General features: G+C 45.8%; 15 protein-coding genes. 9 read left to right on the forward strand and 6 right to left on the reverse strand.

From position 1 onward, the window contains the following. Positions 1-19: 19 nt before the first annotated feature. Both QUA71_RS07555 and QUA71_RS07560 read right to left on the reverse strand, forming a co-directional pair. Complete coding sequence (locus QUA71_RS07555) at positions 20-1366, reverse strand: sorbosone dehydrogenase family protein (protein WP_333283723.1); 1347 nt, start codon at positions 1364-1366, stop codon at positions 20-22. 349 nt (positions 1367-1715) lie between these two features. Continuing rightward, a complete protein-coding gene (locus QUA71_RS07560) occupies positions 1716-2216 on the reverse strand; it encodes an autotransporter (RefSeq protein ID WP_333283725.1) in 501 nt (166 codons plus the stop codon). Between the two features lie 687 nt (positions 2217-2903). Here QUA71_RS07560 and QUA71_RS07565 point away from each other — a divergent pair. Next, positions 2904-3539 (forward strand): L,D-transpeptidase, encoded by a 636-nt coding sequence (locus tag QUA71_RS07565; RefSeq protein ID WP_333283727.1) that lies wholly within the window; start codon positions 2904-2906, stop codon positions 3537-3539. Between the two features lie 196 nt (positions 3540-3735). On the opposite strand, the gene QUA71_RS07570 is transcribed toward QUA71_RS07565, so the two are convergent. Beyond that, positions 3736-5604 (reverse strand): tetratricopeptide repeat protein, encoded by a 1869-nt coding sequence (locus QUA71_RS07570; RefSeq protein WP_333283729.1) that lies wholly within the window; start codon positions 5602-5604, stop codon positions 3736-3738. Between the two features lie 683 nt (positions 5605-6287). Next, positions 6288-6443, reverse strand: coding sequence for a hypothetical protein (locus QUA71_RS07575; RefSeq protein ID WP_333283731.1), 156 nt, complete (start codon positions 6441-6443; stop codon positions 6288-6290). A 540-nt stretch (positions 6444-6983) separates the two neighbouring features. Between QUA71_RS07575 and QUA71_RS07580 the strand changes: the two genes are divergently transcribed. Continuing rightward, positions 6984-7907 carry a hypothetical protein gene (locus tag QUA71_RS07580; protein ID WP_333283733.1) on the forward strand — a complete coding sequence of 308 codons (924 nt, stop codon included), beginning with the start codon at positions 6984-6986 and terminating at the stop codon, positions 7905-7907. 429 nt (positions 7908-8336) lie between these two features. Here QUA71_RS07580 and QUA71_RS07585 read toward each other — a convergent pair whose 3' ends face one another. Both QUA71_RS07585 and QUA71_RS07590 read right to left on the reverse strand, forming a co-directional pair. Then, the gene (locus QUA71_RS07585) at positions 8337-8468 is read right to left on the reverse strand and encodes a hypothetical protein (protein ID WP_333283734.1); all 132 of its coding nucleotides are present in this window, start codon (positions 8466-8468) and stop codon (positions 8337-8339) included. 24 nt (positions 8469-8492) lie between these two features. Beyond that, the gene (locus QUA71_RS07590) at positions 8493-9359 is read right to left on the reverse strand and encodes a HEAT repeat domain-containing protein (protein ID WP_333283736.1); all 867 of its coding nucleotides are present in this window, start codon (positions 9357-9359) and stop codon (positions 8493-8495) included. Between the two features lie 319 nt (positions 9360-9678). Between QUA71_RS07590 and QUA71_RS07595 the strand changes: the two genes are divergently transcribed. The 7 genes from QUA71_RS07595 to QUA71_RS07625 all read left to right on the forward strand — a co-directional run bounded on the left by QUA71_RS07595 (position 9679) and on the right by QUA71_RS07625 (position 18741). Next, entirely contained in the window at positions 9679-10491 is an 813-nt protein-coding gene (locus tag QUA71_RS07595) for an ABC transporter ATP-binding protein (RefSeq protein ID WP_333283738.1), read from the forward strand. Between the two features lie 281 nt (positions 10492-10772). Then, a complete protein-coding gene (locus QUA71_RS07600; protein ID WP_333283739.1) occupies positions 10773-11510 on the forward strand; it encodes an ABC transporter ATP-binding protein in 738 nt (245 codons plus the stop codon). Beyond that, on the forward strand, positions 11507-12367 hold the full coding sequence (locus QUA71_RS07605) for an EamA family transporter (RefSeq protein ID WP_333283741.1): 861 nt from the start codon (positions 11507-11509) through the stop codon (positions 12365-12367). The genes QUA71_RS07600 and QUA71_RS07605 overlap by 4 nt, the downstream gene beginning before the upstream one ends. 191 nt (positions 12368-12558) lie before the next feature. Then, on the forward strand, positions 12559-16674 hold the full coding sequence (gene cobN, locus QUA71_RS07610; RefSeq protein WP_333283742.1) for a cobaltochelatase subunit CobN: 4116 nt from the start codon (positions 12559-12561) through the stop codon (positions 16672-16674). A 45-nt stretch (positions 16675-16719) separates the two neighbouring features. Beyond that, complete coding sequence (locus QUA71_RS07615) at positions 16720-17829, forward strand: AAA family ATPase (protein WP_333283745.1); 1110 nt, start codon at positions 16720-16722, stop codon at positions 17827-17829. A gap of 185 nt (positions 17830-18014) precedes the next feature. Then, positions 18015-18221 (forward strand): DUF3226 domain-containing protein, encoded by a 207-nt coding sequence (locus QUA71_RS07620; protein ID WP_445243760.1) that lies wholly within the window; start codon positions 18015-18017, stop codon positions 18219-18221. Positions 18222-18318: 97 nt separating this feature from the next. After that, positions 18319-18741 (forward strand): DUF3226 domain-containing protein, encoded by a 423-nt coding sequence (locus QUA71_RS07625; protein ID WP_333283787.1) that lies wholly within the window; start codon positions 18319-18321, stop codon positions 18739-18741. Positions 18742-18750 lie beyond the last annotated feature (9 nt).

Genomic DNA, 18750 nt, shown 5'->3' on the forward strand with positions numbered 1-18750 from the left:
CTAATCCATCGCCCAATCCTCACCCGCGATACTGCACCCGATAAATCCGGTTGTTCGCTTCCTCAGTAAACAGCAAACTCCCGTCAGGTAAAACCAGCAAACCAACCGGCCTCCCCCAAGTTTTCGGGCCAGACGGATCTGTCAGAAAACCAGTTAGAAAATCCTCATAATAACCTTGAGGGCGTCCGTTCGCCGCATTAAAAGGTACAAACACGATTTTATAACCAGTTCCAGCGTTCCGATTCCAACTGCCGCGAAACGCCACAAACGCCCCGTTCAGGAATCTTTTAGGAAACGTTTTGCCGTCGTAAAACTGAAGCCCCAAAGCCGCCGAATGCGCCTGAAACAGCACGTCCGGCATTAATGTTTTAGCCGCTAAATCAGGTCGATCGCTATTGCCGTTTCTGGAGTGGCGCGGGTCGAGCAAATTCGGCTTAAAATAAGCGTAAGGCCAGCCGTAAAACTCGCCTTGACGAATTCTTGTGAAGTAATCCGGCACCAAATCATCTCCCAAACCGTCGCGTTCGTTGACCGTCGTGTAGAGTTGATTGGTTGTTGGGTGAAAATCCAATCCCACCGGATTTCGCAAACCGGAAGCAAAAATTTGCTGGTTCTTGCCGTCCAAATTCATCACTTGAACAGACGCCCTCGGCAGCGGCTCGACATCGGCATTAGACTGCGATCCAACTGATACGAAAAGCTTGCTCTTGTCGGGGGAAACGACAACATTTCGCGTCCAGTGTTGGTTGTAGCCGCCGCCCGGTAAATCGGCAATTTTTTGACCGGCACCACTCAATTGTTCCTGCCCTTTTGTGTAGGGAAATCGGCGGACTTCAGCGGTATTTCCGAGGAAAAAATAGCGATCGGCAAAAGCCATGCCAAAAGGAATATTTAAACCGTTTTGGGTACTTGCAAAAGTTTTGCGAACCTCAGCAACGCCGTCGCGGTTGGCATCCCGCAACAGCGTAATCCGATTCTGCCGGGTTTCTGTTACCAAAACATCGCCTGTCGGCGTCAAAGCCAGCCATCGCGGAGCGTCTAAATTGTCAGCAAAAACGTTGACGACAAAGCCAGGAGGGACTTGCAGCACTGGCGATGCGGGAATCGGTACTACTTGAGGAGGTTTTGAGGCGCTATCGCTGGCTCCTGGCCGCGGCAAAGAAGTTGCAACAATGCGGATTGGCTGCGGCGAAAGCGGTTTGGTCGGTACAATTTGATTTGTCCCAACATTTGTCAGCGGTGCACGGGAGGGAATTTGCGACACGGGGCCGGTGTCGCCAACAGCAGGGGCGATCGCATCTGTAGCTCGATCGCACGCAATCATCGGCAACAGCAGAATTAGCAGCAAGAAACGCAGGTAATACATAGCAGCGATTTCTCCACAATTGCTGGACAATTCTATTATTCTAACTGCTATTAAATAGCTAAGCCACCGCCGGCGCGGTGGCTTAATTCCATTTACTGATACCAGTTGCAAAAAAGAATCCAACTGTAGGCCAGTGCTCCAAAGTTTGAACTCGATCAGTCAATCGATTTTAGATTTTAGATTTTAGATTGAAGAAAGCGACCTCACTGATAACTCCGAGGGCTTGCGATCCGGATTCGAGCTTTTTTCTCGCTCCACGAATGAATCACGGGGCTTGTGACCACATTGCTTTTGGTCATTCGCAATTCTCTAATCGAAAATCTAAAATCTAAAATGGTATAACCTAGCTCTACCAAAGTCCTCTCACAGGAGCCGGACGGGGAGCCGGAGCCGGAATCGGACGGGGAGCCGGAACCGGAGCCGGAGCCGGAGCCGGACGAGGAGCCGGACGCGGTGGCGGTTCTGGGGCCGGACGCGGTGCCGGTGCTGGGGTTGCGGGACGAGCAACCGTTGTGGCTACAACCTTATAATCGGGGATCACCGCGATATTTTGTATCTGAGATCCGGCGACGGTGGCTCTGACTTTCATTCCCGGTACTAGACCAATAATTCTCAGGACGCATCTTTGAATCCTGAGAGTCCTGTACGGCGCGCTTTCTTCGCGAATAGTTACTACATCGCCGACAATACTTTTGACAAAACCGACAATGGTTCTAGTGTTTGCTGTTGTGGTAGTTTGCGTTTGGGCTATTTGAGTTGCAGGGTTAGCCATCGCAGGATGTACTGAGACCGCCGAAATTACCACCGACAGTGTTGCACCTGTCAATAATTTGATGTTCTGAAGACGCATTGAAACCTCACATTAACTGCTATTCAGGGTCGGGTTTGCTTCCGCTGCGCGAAAGTCCCAACCTCTATACCTAATCCAGTTTAATCCCCAGAGTAGGAAATTTATGACAATCTCAAAAAAAGATTATCGAACAAGTATTGAAAGACTAAATTTTACATCATAAGTTCCCGATTTACAACAAGTTCAGCGGTTCGCATCTCTAGAGTGTTGCCGTGATATATTGAGTTTATTCGATCGACCGTAGCAGTTTTTTTCCGCCAACCTAACTGTTGCTGGGGGCAACTCTACCCAAAGACAGAGTGTGCTTGCCGGATACAGCAGCGCCATAGTTTGAATACTCGATCCCCAGTCTGCCATCCCCAGTCGGTCATGGCTAAAAAATCAAATTAGTCGGAGGTATAATTTAATCATTTTCTGGCAATATTTACGCATAAACCGGGTTTTCTCACGACATTCTCTTGCGTAAGTCCACTGAGCCGCTTATAAAAACCTTGTTTTTTTCGTAGTATTATTGCCTAAGCTTTGTGTTGAGTTACAAGTTATCAGTGGTGTAATTTCAACTAACAACTGTGCAGCGCAGTTGCAGTCAAAAAGCCATCTCAAAATTTTTCTGATCGGGTGCGGTTGGCGGATAATTAGATAGGAACTTTGTAGGAACTGCTGGTGAGGAGTTTAGCGAACAAAACAATGGTGAAGAGCAAATTTTTGTTTGACAAGTTAATTGTACTGAGCTTGAGTGCAGCCGCGCTGTCGGTCGGCCTACAGCAGCAGGCGACTGCCGAAGTGGTGGCTAATTCAAGTAATAGTGCGATCGCAGCGCAGCGGCCCACATCCGAGACAAAATTGCCGAATCTCGGAACCCCAGAACTGCCGCCCCTGGGAGAACCATTTCGTTATATTCCCCAGGAACCAAAACCTGCGGTAAATCCTATTGAGGAAGTGCGTTTAGTGCTGAAATTGCGAGAACGCCGCGTCTATGTTTACCGACAAAATAAGGTGCAAGCCAGTTTCCCGGTTGCTGTGGGAAAAGGCGGGTGGGAAACTCCTACAGGCAATTTTAAAGTTATGCAAATGATCAAAGATCCAGTTTGGCAAAATCCTTGGACAGGAGAACTTATTCCTGCTGGGCCCGACAATCCATTAGGGAGTAGGTGGATGGGGTTTTGGACGGATGGCAAGAATGTGATTGGTTTTCACGGTACTCCGAATCCAGAGTCGATCGGGGGGGCGGCTTCTCACGGGTGCGTCAGAATGTTTGATAAAGACGCACAGGCTTTATTTGAGAAAGTCGCAGTTGGCACACCGGTGATAGTTGAGCATTAATTATTTGGAGGTTGGGGTGCATAAAAACACATGAACAGGCTTTCCGGCCTGTTCCACAAAGACTTAAATTTGGTTGTGGGGTGGGCAGGAGAGCCCGCCCATGAAAGACTTATTGATAATGCAGCTATTGGCTGAGTTAAAACTTACATTTTGTACCCCTCTCAGCAACAGGCTTTCCGGCCTGTTCCACAAAGAGTTAAATAGATTGCTGATATTTTTCCAGCAACTCCGGGATGTAATCGTAGCCATCAACACCGATCGCCGGAATGATATTCGCTCGACTTTTCGCCAAAGATTGTTTAAAAGATTCCGCCCCCATTTGACCCCGCAAAATTGTCAACAAACCCGCCGATTGACGCCACTCCATTGCACCAATTTGCTCCAAAGTATACATCCCCAAACTGCCCGCAAATATCGCTTTTTCTAGTGAGTTGATTCTGTAATAAGCTTGAGCCAAGTAAGCCAAATTCAGACCTTGCAAATATAAATCCCCTGAGAATTGAGCCGCTTGCCAACCTTTGAGCAAATATTCGATCGCAGCTTCAGCATTTTCCAGGGCGATTTTAGCAATACCGAGACTGCTGGAACAAAAAGCTTGACTTTGGCGATCGCCCAATTTTTCCGATAGCAACAAACCTTGTTCCAAATAACCGATCGCACTCTCGTAAACCTCCGGTTCCACCTCCTCCAACTGCCGCGCTTGAAACACTTCACTGTAACCCAAATTAGCCAGAGCATTTGCCTCGCCTTGTCGCTCTCCCGCTTGTCGTGCCATAATTAAAGCCCGCTGGCTGTAATTAATCGCTTCCTGATAATTTTTTTGAGCAACATAGTTGCGGCTGATGTGATTGAGATTGGCAACTTCGCAAGCTTTGTCTCCTTCGGTACGGGCAATTTCCAGCGCTTGCTTGTGCAGCAAGAGCGATCGCTCGTAGGCCCCAGCCGCCTGCATCGAATAACCCAAAAGCGTCAGAATCCGAGCTTTTGCTTGAGTGCCTTCAACTCGCCGCAGCGGTTCGTCTAAATAATCCAAAGTATGCCGCAGGGCTTTACCATCAAACGAAGCAAAAATTCCCCCGTAAAGCGGAAAGTATTCCCGCTGAGAAAAAGCGCGCAAAATTTGCAAAGTTACTTGAAAACAAGCATTTGCCAACTGCTCGCCGCTCTTGGTAGAATTATTAAACCCACTAGCTAGCTGACTCCAAATTACCGCAAAAGTAATGTAAGTAGAAATTGAAGCTTTTGTTGACACTTTGGAATCATAAACTTGCTTATCAAACCATGTCGCCAACGCCCGCTGCAAGCACTGCAAAATAATCGCCGCTTCCACCAATATGCCTAAATCTAAATTCGCTTGCTGGGCTGCGAATTGAACTACAGATTCACCGACTGCAATAGTATTCAAAAGAGCCTGGGGGAAGGGACTGTTAACTTTTTTTGCCCAAAAAGCCCAAGGCCCATTTTGTTCGGGGCTACCGGCAAATCCTAGCTGCTGCGGCTGATAAATCCAGCCCACGAGTTCCGGTTCCAACCGCTGCCAAGATTCTAAACCTTTCGCGATGCCGGCGGTGATTTGCTGCAAATCTTGTTCGGTTTCGGGATTAGCCGTTTGCAGCATTTGTTGGTGCAGAGATTTTGCCAATTGCTGCAATTGAGCCAGAGTCAGCGGATGTTCTTTATTCGGATCGATTACTTGCAATAATGCCAGGAGGCGGGCGTTAGATTCGGCAGTAACGATTTGTTGGATTGAGGATGCAATTGCGCGATCGACGCGGTTATCTTTCTGCCAGCGTTCCCATTCTCCTTGGATGGTTTTGAGAGATCGGAGGGTGCGATTTGCCTTTGCTTGTTTGATTTCGTCTTTTTCATTTCTGACTTGATTTTCGGCGGCATCAAGGCGTTCGCCGAAACAGCGTTCAAAGATTTCGCCAGTACCAGTGCTAATGTCTTGCACCAGCATTTGATAAACTTGTTCTTTGGAGCGAATTTGACCTTTGAGGGTGATTTCGACAATTTTGTCGATTAGAGCTAGGTAGCGATCGCGCAGTGAGGTAGAGTCTGGCATAAGTTATTTTTAGTTAATAAATTTTTATGGACAGCGCTTGCAGCTTGCACCATTTCATGCTGCTACTTAATTTTACAGCTCATCTGGATTAATGCCCATTGCTCGCAGTCGATCGGCTAATGGATTTGCCCGCTGACTTTCAGATTCGGCTAGCTGCCTTTCCAATTGAGCTCGCTGTCTTGCAAATTCTTCTGGAGTCCGAGCTAAATTGCCATTAACATCATACTAGCGCAGCCACAACCTCTGATGTTCCAAGAAAGAACCTTACCACAAACCAAAACTCAACTTTATTTCCAGTATCCAGAATCGAGCACCTGTTAACACTTGTTCGCGGTAAAGGTTGCCAACTAAGCGAAATACTCTCAATAGCTTTTTGTCTTTGCTAAAAACAAAGTAATAACGAATCTTCAAAATTATCTCGTAAATCTGCCACTTAGTCGGCGGCTTCTTTGGTAGGGATTCTGTCAGCCCCAAATCTTCATCTTCCCTACCTAGTGACCGAAATTAGATGGCGATTAAAAGAGTTACGGCTTCGTCCCAAATGGCGTAACTTTGGCGCAAGTCTCTGTCTCGGTAAACTCTCAAAACTTCGACAACTAAATACCAATCGGGTGTTTTGTACCACTTGGGATGATTGGATTCGTAGTAGAGATTTAGATCGCTGGCAGAGAATACGCGATCGGTTAGATAATTAGGGAGAAATCAGCGATCGCACAACTTTTGTGATTGCCAGAGTGATATTCGTCAGGTAAGCCTGGGTGCTCCGGGTCTTCACTTGGTAGAGCGTACATCGTCGGCAGCACTTTTGTTTGCGTTGGCTGCGACTCGGGTATGTACATTTTTATACCATTATCCCTGCGAGATGTTAAGGAGATTCAGGCGGTACGGTAATTGTTACATTATAACGCGATGTGATTTTTTGTGGCATAAATTCGGTATCCTTTGCACCGGAAATTTTTGCTAAATAACGATCCCCCACTGCTTTTATTAATAAATATTCTCACCTCGCTCTGACGGTTGGTTTGAGATTTTTTTGGATAGTTATAAGGTATTTTATTATGTAATGCAGGTAACATTTTTAAGTGCGAACACTCAGGTTTTTGACTCTGGTGGTACGCCGAATTCGAGCGAGAAAAGGAGATGACGACGGGCAGTAAGAAGATGTTGACATACACGAGTTATTTGTGGTATGTTAGGCTGAATAATTTATTATACATTGGTAAGACAATATCTGCGACACAATTATTGGTGGCTCTGCCAACTTTTTGGTAATCGCAGAAGGCGTTTTGGGTCAACGGTTAGACGGCTATACCCGGACTCTATTAAGACTTTGTTAGTATCTTGAGTGTTTACATCTACTGATTTTGAGGTAACAAACAATGAAAGACTTAATAATGGGTTATGCAACAAACTGTAAATTCGATGATTTCTACAGGTTCGTTGCATCAACTCGTCAGCATTGCGATCCAGATAAAGTTGATATTGTTGTGTTTATTAATGCCTTAGGGGATGAGTTCGCAAAGGTAGCTCTAGAAAAAAATATCACCCTTATACCAGTTGAAAATGTGTGGAAGTGGGTTACTAGCTCAAAAATCCTAAATCTCATCTATCACGCAAAGATGGTGGGACTGCAAGCTTTAATTCTACTAAGTTCAGGCTCTAACCGTACCTACTTAGAGGAGGATTATAGGAGTACGGTTGCCAATTGGATTCATCCACTAGCAGGTCGGTGGATTACTTACCATACATTCCTTAAGGTTAACTCCAGTTATCGAATGGTTATGACTTCAGATGTGCGGGATGTTGTTTTCCAAGCTTCTCCCTTCGATGACTTAGACTCTAGTAAGCTTCACGTTTTTGAAGAAGCAGGTATTTATTTTGGACCGCCCACTCCAGAAAATGTAGATAGTGAATGGGTGAATGCTGTTTATGGAAAAAAAACTCTTGAAAAACTGTTGGGAAAACCTATACTCTGTGCAGGGACAGTATTAGGAGGAAACCATCTCATGATGCAATTAATTGAATTAATGGTGGTGGAGGCTCAACGCCACCGTCGTAAGCCTCTAGATCAAGCAATGTTCAATAAGGTGATTAACTATGAATTTCCCAGTAACCAAACGGTGAAACATAATTTGAAGAGTGGTGCCGTCCTCACACTGTGTGGAGATCATGAGAGATGTTGGGATATTCAGGATGACAAAGTGATGGTTGACGATCGCCTTGTTCCTGTTATACATATGTACGATCGCGATTCTCGGACTAAGGAATTATTTCTCAGCAAGATTCCAAGTCCGCAGAAGTAACCTGTAACCGGATTTGTTTAGGAATTATGTAACTGGCTTACCTTAATCGGACTCTGCGATTTTCTCAAGTCTGGGTTTAAACCGCGTGAACGGTTACATCCGTGGTGTTCTAGTCGATGAAATTCTGTAATCGCTTCGGAAGTTGAGTTAAACTTCCCCGTAGGGGGAAGTTTAGCTTAAAAAGGGAAACGTTAAGAACATTCCGCTTCCGTTTTTCTATAACGCCTTGGTTTTACACTAGAAATCCTGCCTTCTCTCAGACTTGGCGACGGCACACTATTCTTGAAATAACACCAAGCTCGATCGCCCTCCACTCCCGGCCTCACGAAAGTAAAAGCCTGACATTGTTCATCAAACACATGGATTTGTTTGTAAAGATACGGGTCGGGTTGGCTAATGTACATATTGCTATAATCAGCGCCGATTCTGTCAGTATTTAACTCTAAATTCCACCTTGTCAACAGCCACTAGCTGCGGCACAACAGTTTTAGCTTCTGCACCAATCATCCCCAAAGCAGAGGCTGCACTACTAGGCACATTTGAATTGGAGTCTTTCAGCAAGACAATTAGCTGCGCGAGTGCAGTTTAAGCTTTTGCACGGATTTTATTCAAAGCAGAGGCTGCACTACTACGCACATTTACATGGGAGTCTTTAAGCAGGGAAATTAGCTGTGACTGTGCAGTTTTAGCTTCTGCACCGAAACTTCCCAAAGCAAAGGCTGCACTGCTACGCACAGTTACATCTGAGTCTTGAAGCAGGGGAATTAGCTGTGGCACAGCAGTTTTAGCTTCTGCACGCATCCTTGCCAAAGCATAGTCTGCACGGCTACGCACCTTTGCATCGGAGTCTTTTAGCAACAGAATTAGCTGCGGCAGTGCAGTTTTAGCTTCTGCACCGATACTTCCCAAAGCATTGGCTGCACGGCTACGCACATTTGCATCGGAGTCTTTCAGCAACAGAATTAGGTGTGGCACAGCAGTTTTAGCTTCTGCACCCATCCTTCCCAAAGCATAGTCAGCACGGCTACGCACATTTGCATCGGAGTCTTTCAGCAAGAGAATTAGCTGCGGCACAGCAGTTTTAGCTTCTGCACCCACCGACACATCTGAGTCTTTCAAGGTTTTGACAAAGGCAGGAATAGCAGGAAGAGCAATTTGTCTTAGAACCTCAGCAGCACTCTGGCGGACTGACAAATTCTGATCCTGCAAAGCTTCCATCCAATCAGGGATGGCTGGTTCACCTATTTTTCGTAACAGCTTAATAGCTGGATCAAGTGCCGTTTCATCGTTACTCTTTAACTTCTCGGTGAGGGAGGGAATCTCTTTGGGATTAGCTGTGGGTTCGTCCTTAATTCCAGCCGCAGCATTGCGAGTCAACAGCAAAGGGGATGTGAAAGATAGAAACGACAGGGCAATTACGGCAACTAATCTTTGTCGGTAGTGCTTCGTCATGGGCCAGAATCCTTGTATTTGATGAGCCGTCTCAGCCATTTGAATAATTGTGTATACATTCTCATCAAACTGTTTCAGGACTCCGGACGATCTAAATTTGTGCTTGTCTGTGGTGAAATCGATCGCCCTAAATACTGCTTACAAAGCGCCACTTTAAGAACATTCCGCCGTCTCAGGCATAATTATAGGAATCCTTGCAGGAGTCGTAAATTTTTTACCCCACCCCAACCCTCCCGGAACCCGCTCGCTCGGGAGTAAGAAATTTACAAATGATGCGAGGATTGCTATAGATATCTTATATTCGTTCTATGATGTGTTTATGATTTCCGAACCCCTTACCCTCTCAACAAGCAATCCTGTTTTAGCCGCCAAAGGATTAACTCGTCGTTTTGGTGGTTTAATTGCTGTAAACAACGTATCTTTTACAGTTGAAAAACACGAAATCTTTGGATTAATCGGCCCTAACGGCGCGGGCAAGACAACTCTATTTAATCTAATGACTGGACTGATACCTGCTTCTAGCGGCAACCTGATTTATCAAAATGAAAATATTTCCCAATTGAAGCCTTATCAAATTGCTAATAAAGGTATTGCCAGAACTTTTCAAAATATCCGGTTGTTTGGGGAACTTTCTGCTGTGGAAAATGTGGCGATCGCCCGACACATCCACAGTCGATCGGGCAATCCAGTTTTATCGGTGCTGGCGGGGATTTTCGGCTTGCCAGCATCTAACGCAATGGAACGCAAAACCCAGCGAAAAGCCCTAGAATTGTTGGATTTAGTCGGATTGGGCGATCGCGCGGGCGAACAAGCCAAAAACTTGCCCTACGGCGACCAGAGGCGCTTAGAAATTGCCCGCGCTTTAGCCTTAGAACCGCAAATACTCTTGTTAGATGAACCTGCAGCAGGGATGAATCCCAGTGAAAAGCACAAATTAAGCGAATTTATCCGAGAAGTACGCCAACAATTCAATTTAACTGTAATATTGATCGAGCATCATGTACCGCTAGTTATGGGGTTGTGCGATCGAATTGCCGTCTTGCATTTCGGTCAGCTTATTGCTTTAGGAGAACCTGCTGTTGTGAGGAATGACCCGGCGGTGATTGAGGCTTATTTGGGAGATGAAACGTAGAAATTGTAAATGTTTCCCCGGCTCTGGCAGGGAAGCGACATCTACAGGCTCCGCCTCGTTTGGTAACATAAAAAATCGAGGCAGAGCCTCGGGTTCTGCGTTACCAGATCGAGCGGGGAAACGAGTAAGATTAATAGTTATTGTTAAATGTATCTCCCAGTCCTCTTAAGAGGAATTCAGCTATGAGCCAGGGGTTTAAACCTCTGGCGGACTCGCGGACTAACCGACTAGCGAACTGCGGAAAAAGAGAGAAAATTTTATCAACAATCAAGTCACACAAAATGCAACACAGCTCACCCAAAACCACCCAAAACATCCTCTTAGAACTCAAAAATGTTTCTGTAAGTTATGGGGGAATTCAAGCCATACAAAATATTAATCTCACGATTAATGCAGGCGAGGTTGTCAGTCTCATCGGTGCCAACGGTGCGGGCAAAAGTACCACCCTGAGAGCGATTTCTAAAATAGTTAATTTGCGGCAAGGACAAATTATTTATAGCGGGCGCGATATTAGCCGCCGCCAAGCTCACGAAGTTGTGAAATTGGGAATCGCCCACAGTCCAGAAGGGCGGCGGGTTTTGGCGCAGCAAACGGTGTTGAGTAACTTGGAATTGGGGGCCTATATTCGATCGGACTCGGCCGCAGTAAAAGCCGATTTAGAGCGCCAATTTGAGATATTTCCGCGCCTAGCAGAAAGGCGTCGCCAGCTAGCAGGAACCCTCAGCGGTGGGGAACAGCAAATGCTGGCGATCGCCCGCGCGTTGATGAGCCGCCCGAAGCTGCTATTATTAGACGAGCCTAGTTTAGGCTTAGCACCTGCGATCGTCAAAGAAATTTTTGCAATTATTCAAAACCTCCGCTCAACAGGCGTTACAATCCTCTTAGTCGAACAAAACGCCAGTTTAGCACTGCAAATTGCCGATCGGGGTTACGTGCTAGAAGCTGGTAATATTACCCTCACAGGTATTGGAACGGATTTGCTAAACGACGAGCGAGTCAGGAGCGCATATTTAGGATGACTTGGTTAATTTTTGGAATTTTGAGCGCTTTCTTTGAAGCCGTCAAAGACGTTTTGGGCAAACAAAACCTCAAAAAAAGTGACGAATATGTCGTCGCTTGGTCTTTCTCATTTTTTTCAGTCATCTTTTTGATTCCCTGGGTATTTTATACAGGAATTCCGACCTTAAACTCTCAATTTTGGCTCGCCCTATTAATCGGAGGTAGCATCAACGCTGTCACAGCCCTCCTCTACATCAAAGCCATCAAAGTATCAGATTTATCCCTGACACTACCGATGGTAGCTTTGACACCATTATTCATGTTGGTAACTTCACCGTTAATTGTCGGTGAATATCCCAAATTATTTGATTATATTGGCATTTTACTAATCGTAGCAGGCTCTTATTTATTAAATATCAAAGAGAAATCCAAAGGATATTTAGCCCCATTCAAAGCACTGCTGGATGAACCAGGGCCCAAATTGATGTTAATCGTCGCATTACTATGGAGTATTGCCGCAAATTGTGACAAAATAGGAGTTACCAATTCCTACCCTATTTTTTGGGTATTCTCTTTGTTTGGTACAATGAGTGTTTTGCTACTGCCAGTTTTATTGCACAAAACCCCAAATCCAGGGCGACAAATTCTCAAACAATTACCAATGCTAGCTGCTATGGGGTTTATCAATGCTACTGGAATAATTTTTCAAATGCAAGCTTTGACATTAACTTTCGTAGTGCGAGTGATCGCGATTAAGCGTACTAGCGTGTTAATGGGTGTATTGTTCGGTCATTTCATTTTTAAGGAAAAAGATATTCAAGAAAGATTATTAGGGGCCGGAATCATGATTTTGGGAGTTTTATTTATCAGTTTATAGGTTGAGATTTCCGGGACTTTGACGCTCGTTCACTCGGCGAATGTAGGGGCGGTGCCCCCGTGGTCGCCCTCTCTCGGTTGGGCGGGGATGTCTGGGTGGGAAACAAGCCCTAGCCTCTATTGATGTATAAGTCATGTTATACTCAAGGCGATCGCACTTTTTCTCACTATTTATTAAGATAAAAAAAATTAATGCACAAAATAGCCGCCACACCCGGAGGTTGGAACCCTCAAGCAGAAGGAGTAATTTTTATTCAGCAAACCCCAGCACCAATAGTATTTATTAGTGCTGCTGACACCGACATTCAAACTCTCGCAGCCGCCGCATCCAAAATGCCGGCAAAATTTCCCAAAGTGCGCGCAGTAAACCTGCTTCAGTTGCAGCAACAACTAACAATTGATACTTATGCCGAGGAAGTTTTAGAACGCGCAGAGGTGATAATCTTAAGACTGTTAGGAGGGCGTTCTTATTGGTCTTATGGGTTAGAAATCCTGCGAGAAACTGTGCAAAAAACTAACGCATCACTGATTGTAATGCCGGGAGAAGACAGTCCCGACCCCGATTTAATCAGCCATTCCAATGTATCGCTGTCAGCAGTCAATCAACTTTGGCGCTATTTCACAGAAGGCGGAGTCCAAAACTTTGTTAATGCACTAAAATTTGCCGCCGATACTTGCCTAAAAACTGCTTATAATCCGCCCCTACCTCAAACAGTTTCCCGCGTCGGAATTTATGAGTGGGGCGGAGAAGCGGGGGCGTGTTTTGCAACTTTACAACCAGATTCAGATCCCCCTAAATCCCCCTTAAGAAGGGGGACTTTGACAACTTCTTGCTCCCCCCTTATTAAGGGGGGCTGGGGGGGATCTCCGGCTTTACCAACTCTAGCTAAAGTCGGAATTTTATTTTATCGCGCTCATTACTTATCAGGAAACTTAGCACCAGTTGATGCACTTTGTCAAGCTCTCGCAGAGCGAAACTTAGTACCAGTTCCTGTCTTTGTGTCTTCTCTTCGGGAACCGGATTTGCAAATAGAATTGCTGGAATATTTCCAGCCCAAAGAATCAGAACCCATTCAATTATTGCTCAACACCACAAGTTTTGCAGTCTCGGGTTTCAGCAGTCAAGAACCGACACAAAACAGCTTAAAATCCTTAGACGTTCCCGTATTGCAAGCAATCTTCAGCGGTGGCGGTTTGGAACAGTGGGAAACGGAACTTCAGGGACTTTCGCCCCGCGATGTGGCGATGAATGTAGCATTGCCGGAAGTAGACGGAAAAATCATTACTAGGGCTGTTTCTTTTAAAGCGGTACAGACTTGGAACAGCGAATTAGAAACAGATGTAGTAGGCTATGTAGCAGCGGGCGATCGCATTTCATTTGTAGCAGATTTAACCGCGAATTGGGTGAAAATGAAACAAACCCCAGCCGCCAACAGACGCATCGCCATAATTCTGGCAAATTACCCCACCCGCAACGCCCGCTTAGCCAACGGTGTCGGCTTAGATACGCCCGCTAGCTGTGTCGAAATCCTCAAAGCTATGCAGCAAGCTGGCTATCAAATTGAAAACCTACCCGCTAGCGGCAACGAGTTAATTGAACTGTTGACTTCAGGCGTAACAAATGACCCGGAAGGACGCGAATTGCGCCCTGTTCATCAATCTTTGGATTTGGCAGAATATGAAGAATATTTTGCTACTTTGCCGCAGCAAGTACAGGATGGGATTTGTAAAAGATGGGGGCTTCCGGGAAGCTATGCACAAGATTTTATAAGTAACAATACGTCTTTTCCGATTCCGGGAATTCAGTTCGGTAATGTATTTGTAGGAATTCAACCATCGCGGGGATATGAACTTGACCCCGCGTTAAATTATCATGCACCCGACTTAGAACCAACTCACAATTATCTAGCTTACTATTATTGGCTGCGAGAAAAGTTGGGAATTGACGCTATAATTCATGCTGGAAAACACGGCAATTTAGAATGGCTTCCCGGTAAAAGTATAGCATTGTCTAACAAATGTTATCCAGAAGTAGCATTAGGCGCAATGCCGAATTTTTATCCCTTCATTGTCAACGATCCGGGGGAAGGTTCCCAAGCAAAAAGACGATCGCAAGCCGTGATAATCGACCACCTGACACCGCCGATGACTCGCGCCGAACTCTACGGGCCTTTGCAGCAGTTGGAAACCTTAATCGACGAGTATTGCGAAGCCCAAAGTTTAGATCCGTCCAGATTGCCCATGATTCGCGATCGCATTCTCGCCCTCACCAACAAAGAAAACTTAGATAAAGACTTAGGAATACAACTAAATAAATCAGAATTTACAGAATTTATCACCCGCACAGACGGCTATCTTTGCGAACTCAAAGAATCCCAAATCCGGGACGGATTGCACATTTTCGGTCAGTGTCCCGAAGGTAGACAGTTGAGAGATTTGATAATTGCGATCGCCCGCCATCCCACCAACGGGCGATCGGGCATAACCCGCGCCCTAGCAGAAGACTCAGGCTACGATTTCGACCCCTTAACCTGCGATCCAACGTCGATTATTCAGAACCGCACAGCAGGCGATTTAACAGCAGAACTCGAAGAAAAAGCGGCTGAATTAGTAGATAACTTAATCGAAAACCTCCGCGTTCATCCGCGTTCATCTGCGGTTAAAAATATCCAAATAGGAGAAGCAACCCAACAAGAATTAGACTGGATAAATAACTATCTTTTACCTTCACTCCTCCAAACAAACCAAGAAATTACCAACCTTTTGCGCGGACTAGATGGGCGGCACATACCAAGCGGCGCATCCGGCGCGCCCACCCGCGGCAGACCAGATGTATTGCCCACCGGTCGGAATTTTTACTCAGTAGATATCCGCGCCATTCCCACAGAAACCGCCTGGAGAGTTGGCAGAGTTGCTGCTGAAACTTTAATCGAAAGATACACCCAAGAAAACGGCGAATATCCGAAAACTTTGGGTTTGTCCGTGTGGGGAACATCCACCATGCGGACGGGGGGAGACGACATCGCCGAAGCCTTGGCGCTGATAGGAGTTCAACCAGTTTGGGATGGCCCTTCGCGCCGGGTGGTAGATTTTGAAATTTTGCCAGTTTCTGTTTTGCGGCGGCCGCGCGTTGATGTTACTTTGCGAATTTCTGGCTTTTTCCGCGATGCTTTTTTTAATTTAATTGATTTGTTTGACAGTGCGGTAAAAGCTGTGGCAGATTTAGACGAACCGGCAGAAAACAACCCTTTAGCCGCACAAGTTAAAGCCGAGATTCAGTATTGGGAATCTACAGGTTTGAGTCGGGAAGAGGCGCAAAGGCGATCGCAATTTCGAGTCTTTGGCTCAAAACCAGGTGCTTACGGCGCAGGACTTCAAGGCATAATTGAAGCTCAAAACTGGACAGACGACAGCGATTTAGCAAAAGCTTACATTAATTGGAGCAGTTACGCCTATACAAGTACCCCCCCAACCCCCCCTTATCAAGGGGGGGCTAAATCTAATTCCTCTGCTTTACAACCAGGGGATACCCCCCCAACCCCCCCTTACCAAGGGGGGGCTAAATCTAACTCTTGTCCCCCCCCTTTACAAGGGGGGGCTAGGGGGGGTGAATTAAGTTCTGAGGCTAATTCCAACTCTTGTCCCCCCCTTTTACAAGAGGCGGCTAATTCCAACTCTTGTCCCCCCCCTTTACAAGGGGGGGTTAGGGGGGGTGAATGGGGATGTTCTGCACCCGAAGCATTTGAAAAACGCCTCGGCCAAATGCAAATAGTTTTGCAAAACCAAGACAACCGCGAACACGACATCCTCGACTCGGATGATTATTATCAATTCCAAGGGGGAATGACGGCCGCAATTCGCAATTTGCAAGGCAAAAATCCTGAAACCTATTTCGGAGACAACTCGATTCCCGAGAAGCCGAAAGTGCGGCAACTGCGGGAAGAAATTGCGCGGGTTTACCGCAGTAGGGCTGTAAATCCCAAATGGATAGAAGGTGCGATGCGACACGGTTATAAAGGTGCGTTTGAAATTGCAGCAACAGTTGATTTTTTGTTTGCTTACGATGCTACGGCAAATTGTGTAGAGGATTTTATGTATGAAGGAATCGCAGAGGCTTACATTTTTGATGAGAAAGTGCAGGCATTTATTCAAGAAAACAATCCTTGGGCACTGCGAGATATGGCGGAAAGATTGCTAGAAGCTCGTCAGCGGGGGTTGTGGGAGAGTGCGAACCAGGATACATTGGATAAATTGAGGTCGATCGCCCTGCAAGCCGAAGCAGTCATCGAATCCCATACTGGTTTCTAGTCTGAACGGAGAAATGATAGAATATAGTTAATATGGGAGGAATCCATGTTGCGCGATCTCACCATCCAAAATTATCGCTGTTTTAAAGATTTTTATATCGACGATCTAGCTAGGGTTAATCTGATAGTCGGTCAGAACAATAGCGGTAAAACTACTTTTTTGGAAGCAATTTATTTATTAGTTAATGAAGGAAACATTCAGTTTTTACTTGAGGTGCTAAACAGCAGAGGTGAACTAACAGTCGAGCCTTCTAGACAAAGAAATGGCGAAGTTGTTTCTGGGCATCATTATCAGATTTTACATATTTTTTACGGTCATCAACTTAATAACTTCGATGGGGCTATTCATATCCGCTCTACAAAAGAGCATCCGCTCTCATTAAAAATTCAGCCCGATCCTATTGCCCAGCAACTGGCACTTCCTGGATTAGAGGATTTAGTTTTAGGTGGAGATTTATTCGGTGAGCTAGTTGTTTCATACGGACAGTATACCCAAATAAAAATTCCTATCCGTACTGATGGAACTATAGGCGATTCGCGTTACTTGCGGTTGGGCAACACATCTAAGTTAGTTTTTCCTATAGGGAGCAGCAATCAAAATTATTTTCTAACAACCACTAATATAAGCTTTGCGCGACTGTCTGTACTGTGGGATAGAATAACACTCACACCGAAAGAACAAAGTGTAATAGAAGCCTTGCAAATTCTGGAGCCGGATGTGGAACGGATTAGTTTCACCAGTCGCCAGACTTCTAATAGTGGTATTTTGCTTAAACTTCGGGGTCAGCCTCACCCAGTTCCTCTTGGCAGTATGGGAGATGGTATGGGACGAATTCTTAGTATAGCAATGGCAGCCGTATCATCAGAGAATGGGTTTTTGTGGGTTGATGAAATTGATACAGGTCTTTACTATCAAACGCAAACTGATATGTGGCGATTGATATTTGAAACAGCACAGCGATTGAACGTTCAAGTCTTTGCAACTACCCACAGTTGGGACTGCATAGCCGCATTTCAAGAAGCTTTAGAACAGTCAGAAGATAGTTCTGTTGGCAAATTATTTCGCTTGAGCCGGCGCGGCGAGGATATTCGTGCAGTTGAATACACTGCCGATGAATTGTCCGTTGCAGTGCGGCAAAGTATCGAGGTGCGCTGATGCCAAATGCACGAAAACCTCCTCAACCAAAACATCAACATTTATTTATATAGCAATCCTAACTCATTTGTGAATTTCTTACTCCCTCCCCAAGGCATCGGGGAGGGTTGGGGTGGGGTAAAAATTTTACGACTCCTGCAAGGATTGCTATATAAGGTAAGAATGACCGACAGGTAATCTGGGCTTTGTGGCAGCAATATCAACTGCCAGAAACATTTTCCGTCGAAGTACCGCAAGAAGAAGGTACAGAAGGAGTTGAAGCGCTGCTAAATGGCTTGCCAGAAAGATTGAAAGCAGTGAATTTACGCACCTTGGGAATTGTGGTTGATGCCGATCGCAATTTAAGTGGGCGGTGGCAATCTCTTATATCAAATCGGTTAGCATCGGAATAGTAAATTCGAGTTCACTGTTGACAGTTGACTGTTCACTGTTCGCTGTCAACAGTCAACCGTCAACAGTCAACATCATTCCGGTGTAACCGGAAATGATATTAAACATAAACTGAGTTCGATCGGCTATCGAGACATCCCGCAATCTCCCCCTCCCGAAGGCTGGGTTTGCACACCTTCAGATCCATACTTGCCTCGCGTCGGAGTTTGGTTGATGCCAAACAATCAACTTCCTGGAATGTTAGAAGATTTTGTCGCCTATCTCATCCCCCCTGGCGACACCCTGCATCCGAAAGCCGAAGCAATTTTACAAGAGCTCGAACAAGCCGGACTTCACCGCTACACTTTAATTCATCATCCCAAAGCGCTAATCCACACTTGGCTGGCATGGCAGAAAACGCCTGCAATGCCGATGGGACAAGCAATAACAGCGCAGGTGCTTAGCTGCGATTCCCCGATCGCCTTAATTTTTATTGAATGGTTAAAACATCTGTTTGAGCTAACTGCTCGATCCGCCGGATAATTAGTAAGA

The sequence above is a fragment of the Microcoleus sp. MON1_C5 genome (genome assembly GCF_036701875.1).
Classification (GTDB): Bacteria; Cyanobacteriota; Cyanobacteriia; order Cyanobacteriales; family Microcoleaceae; genus Microcoleus.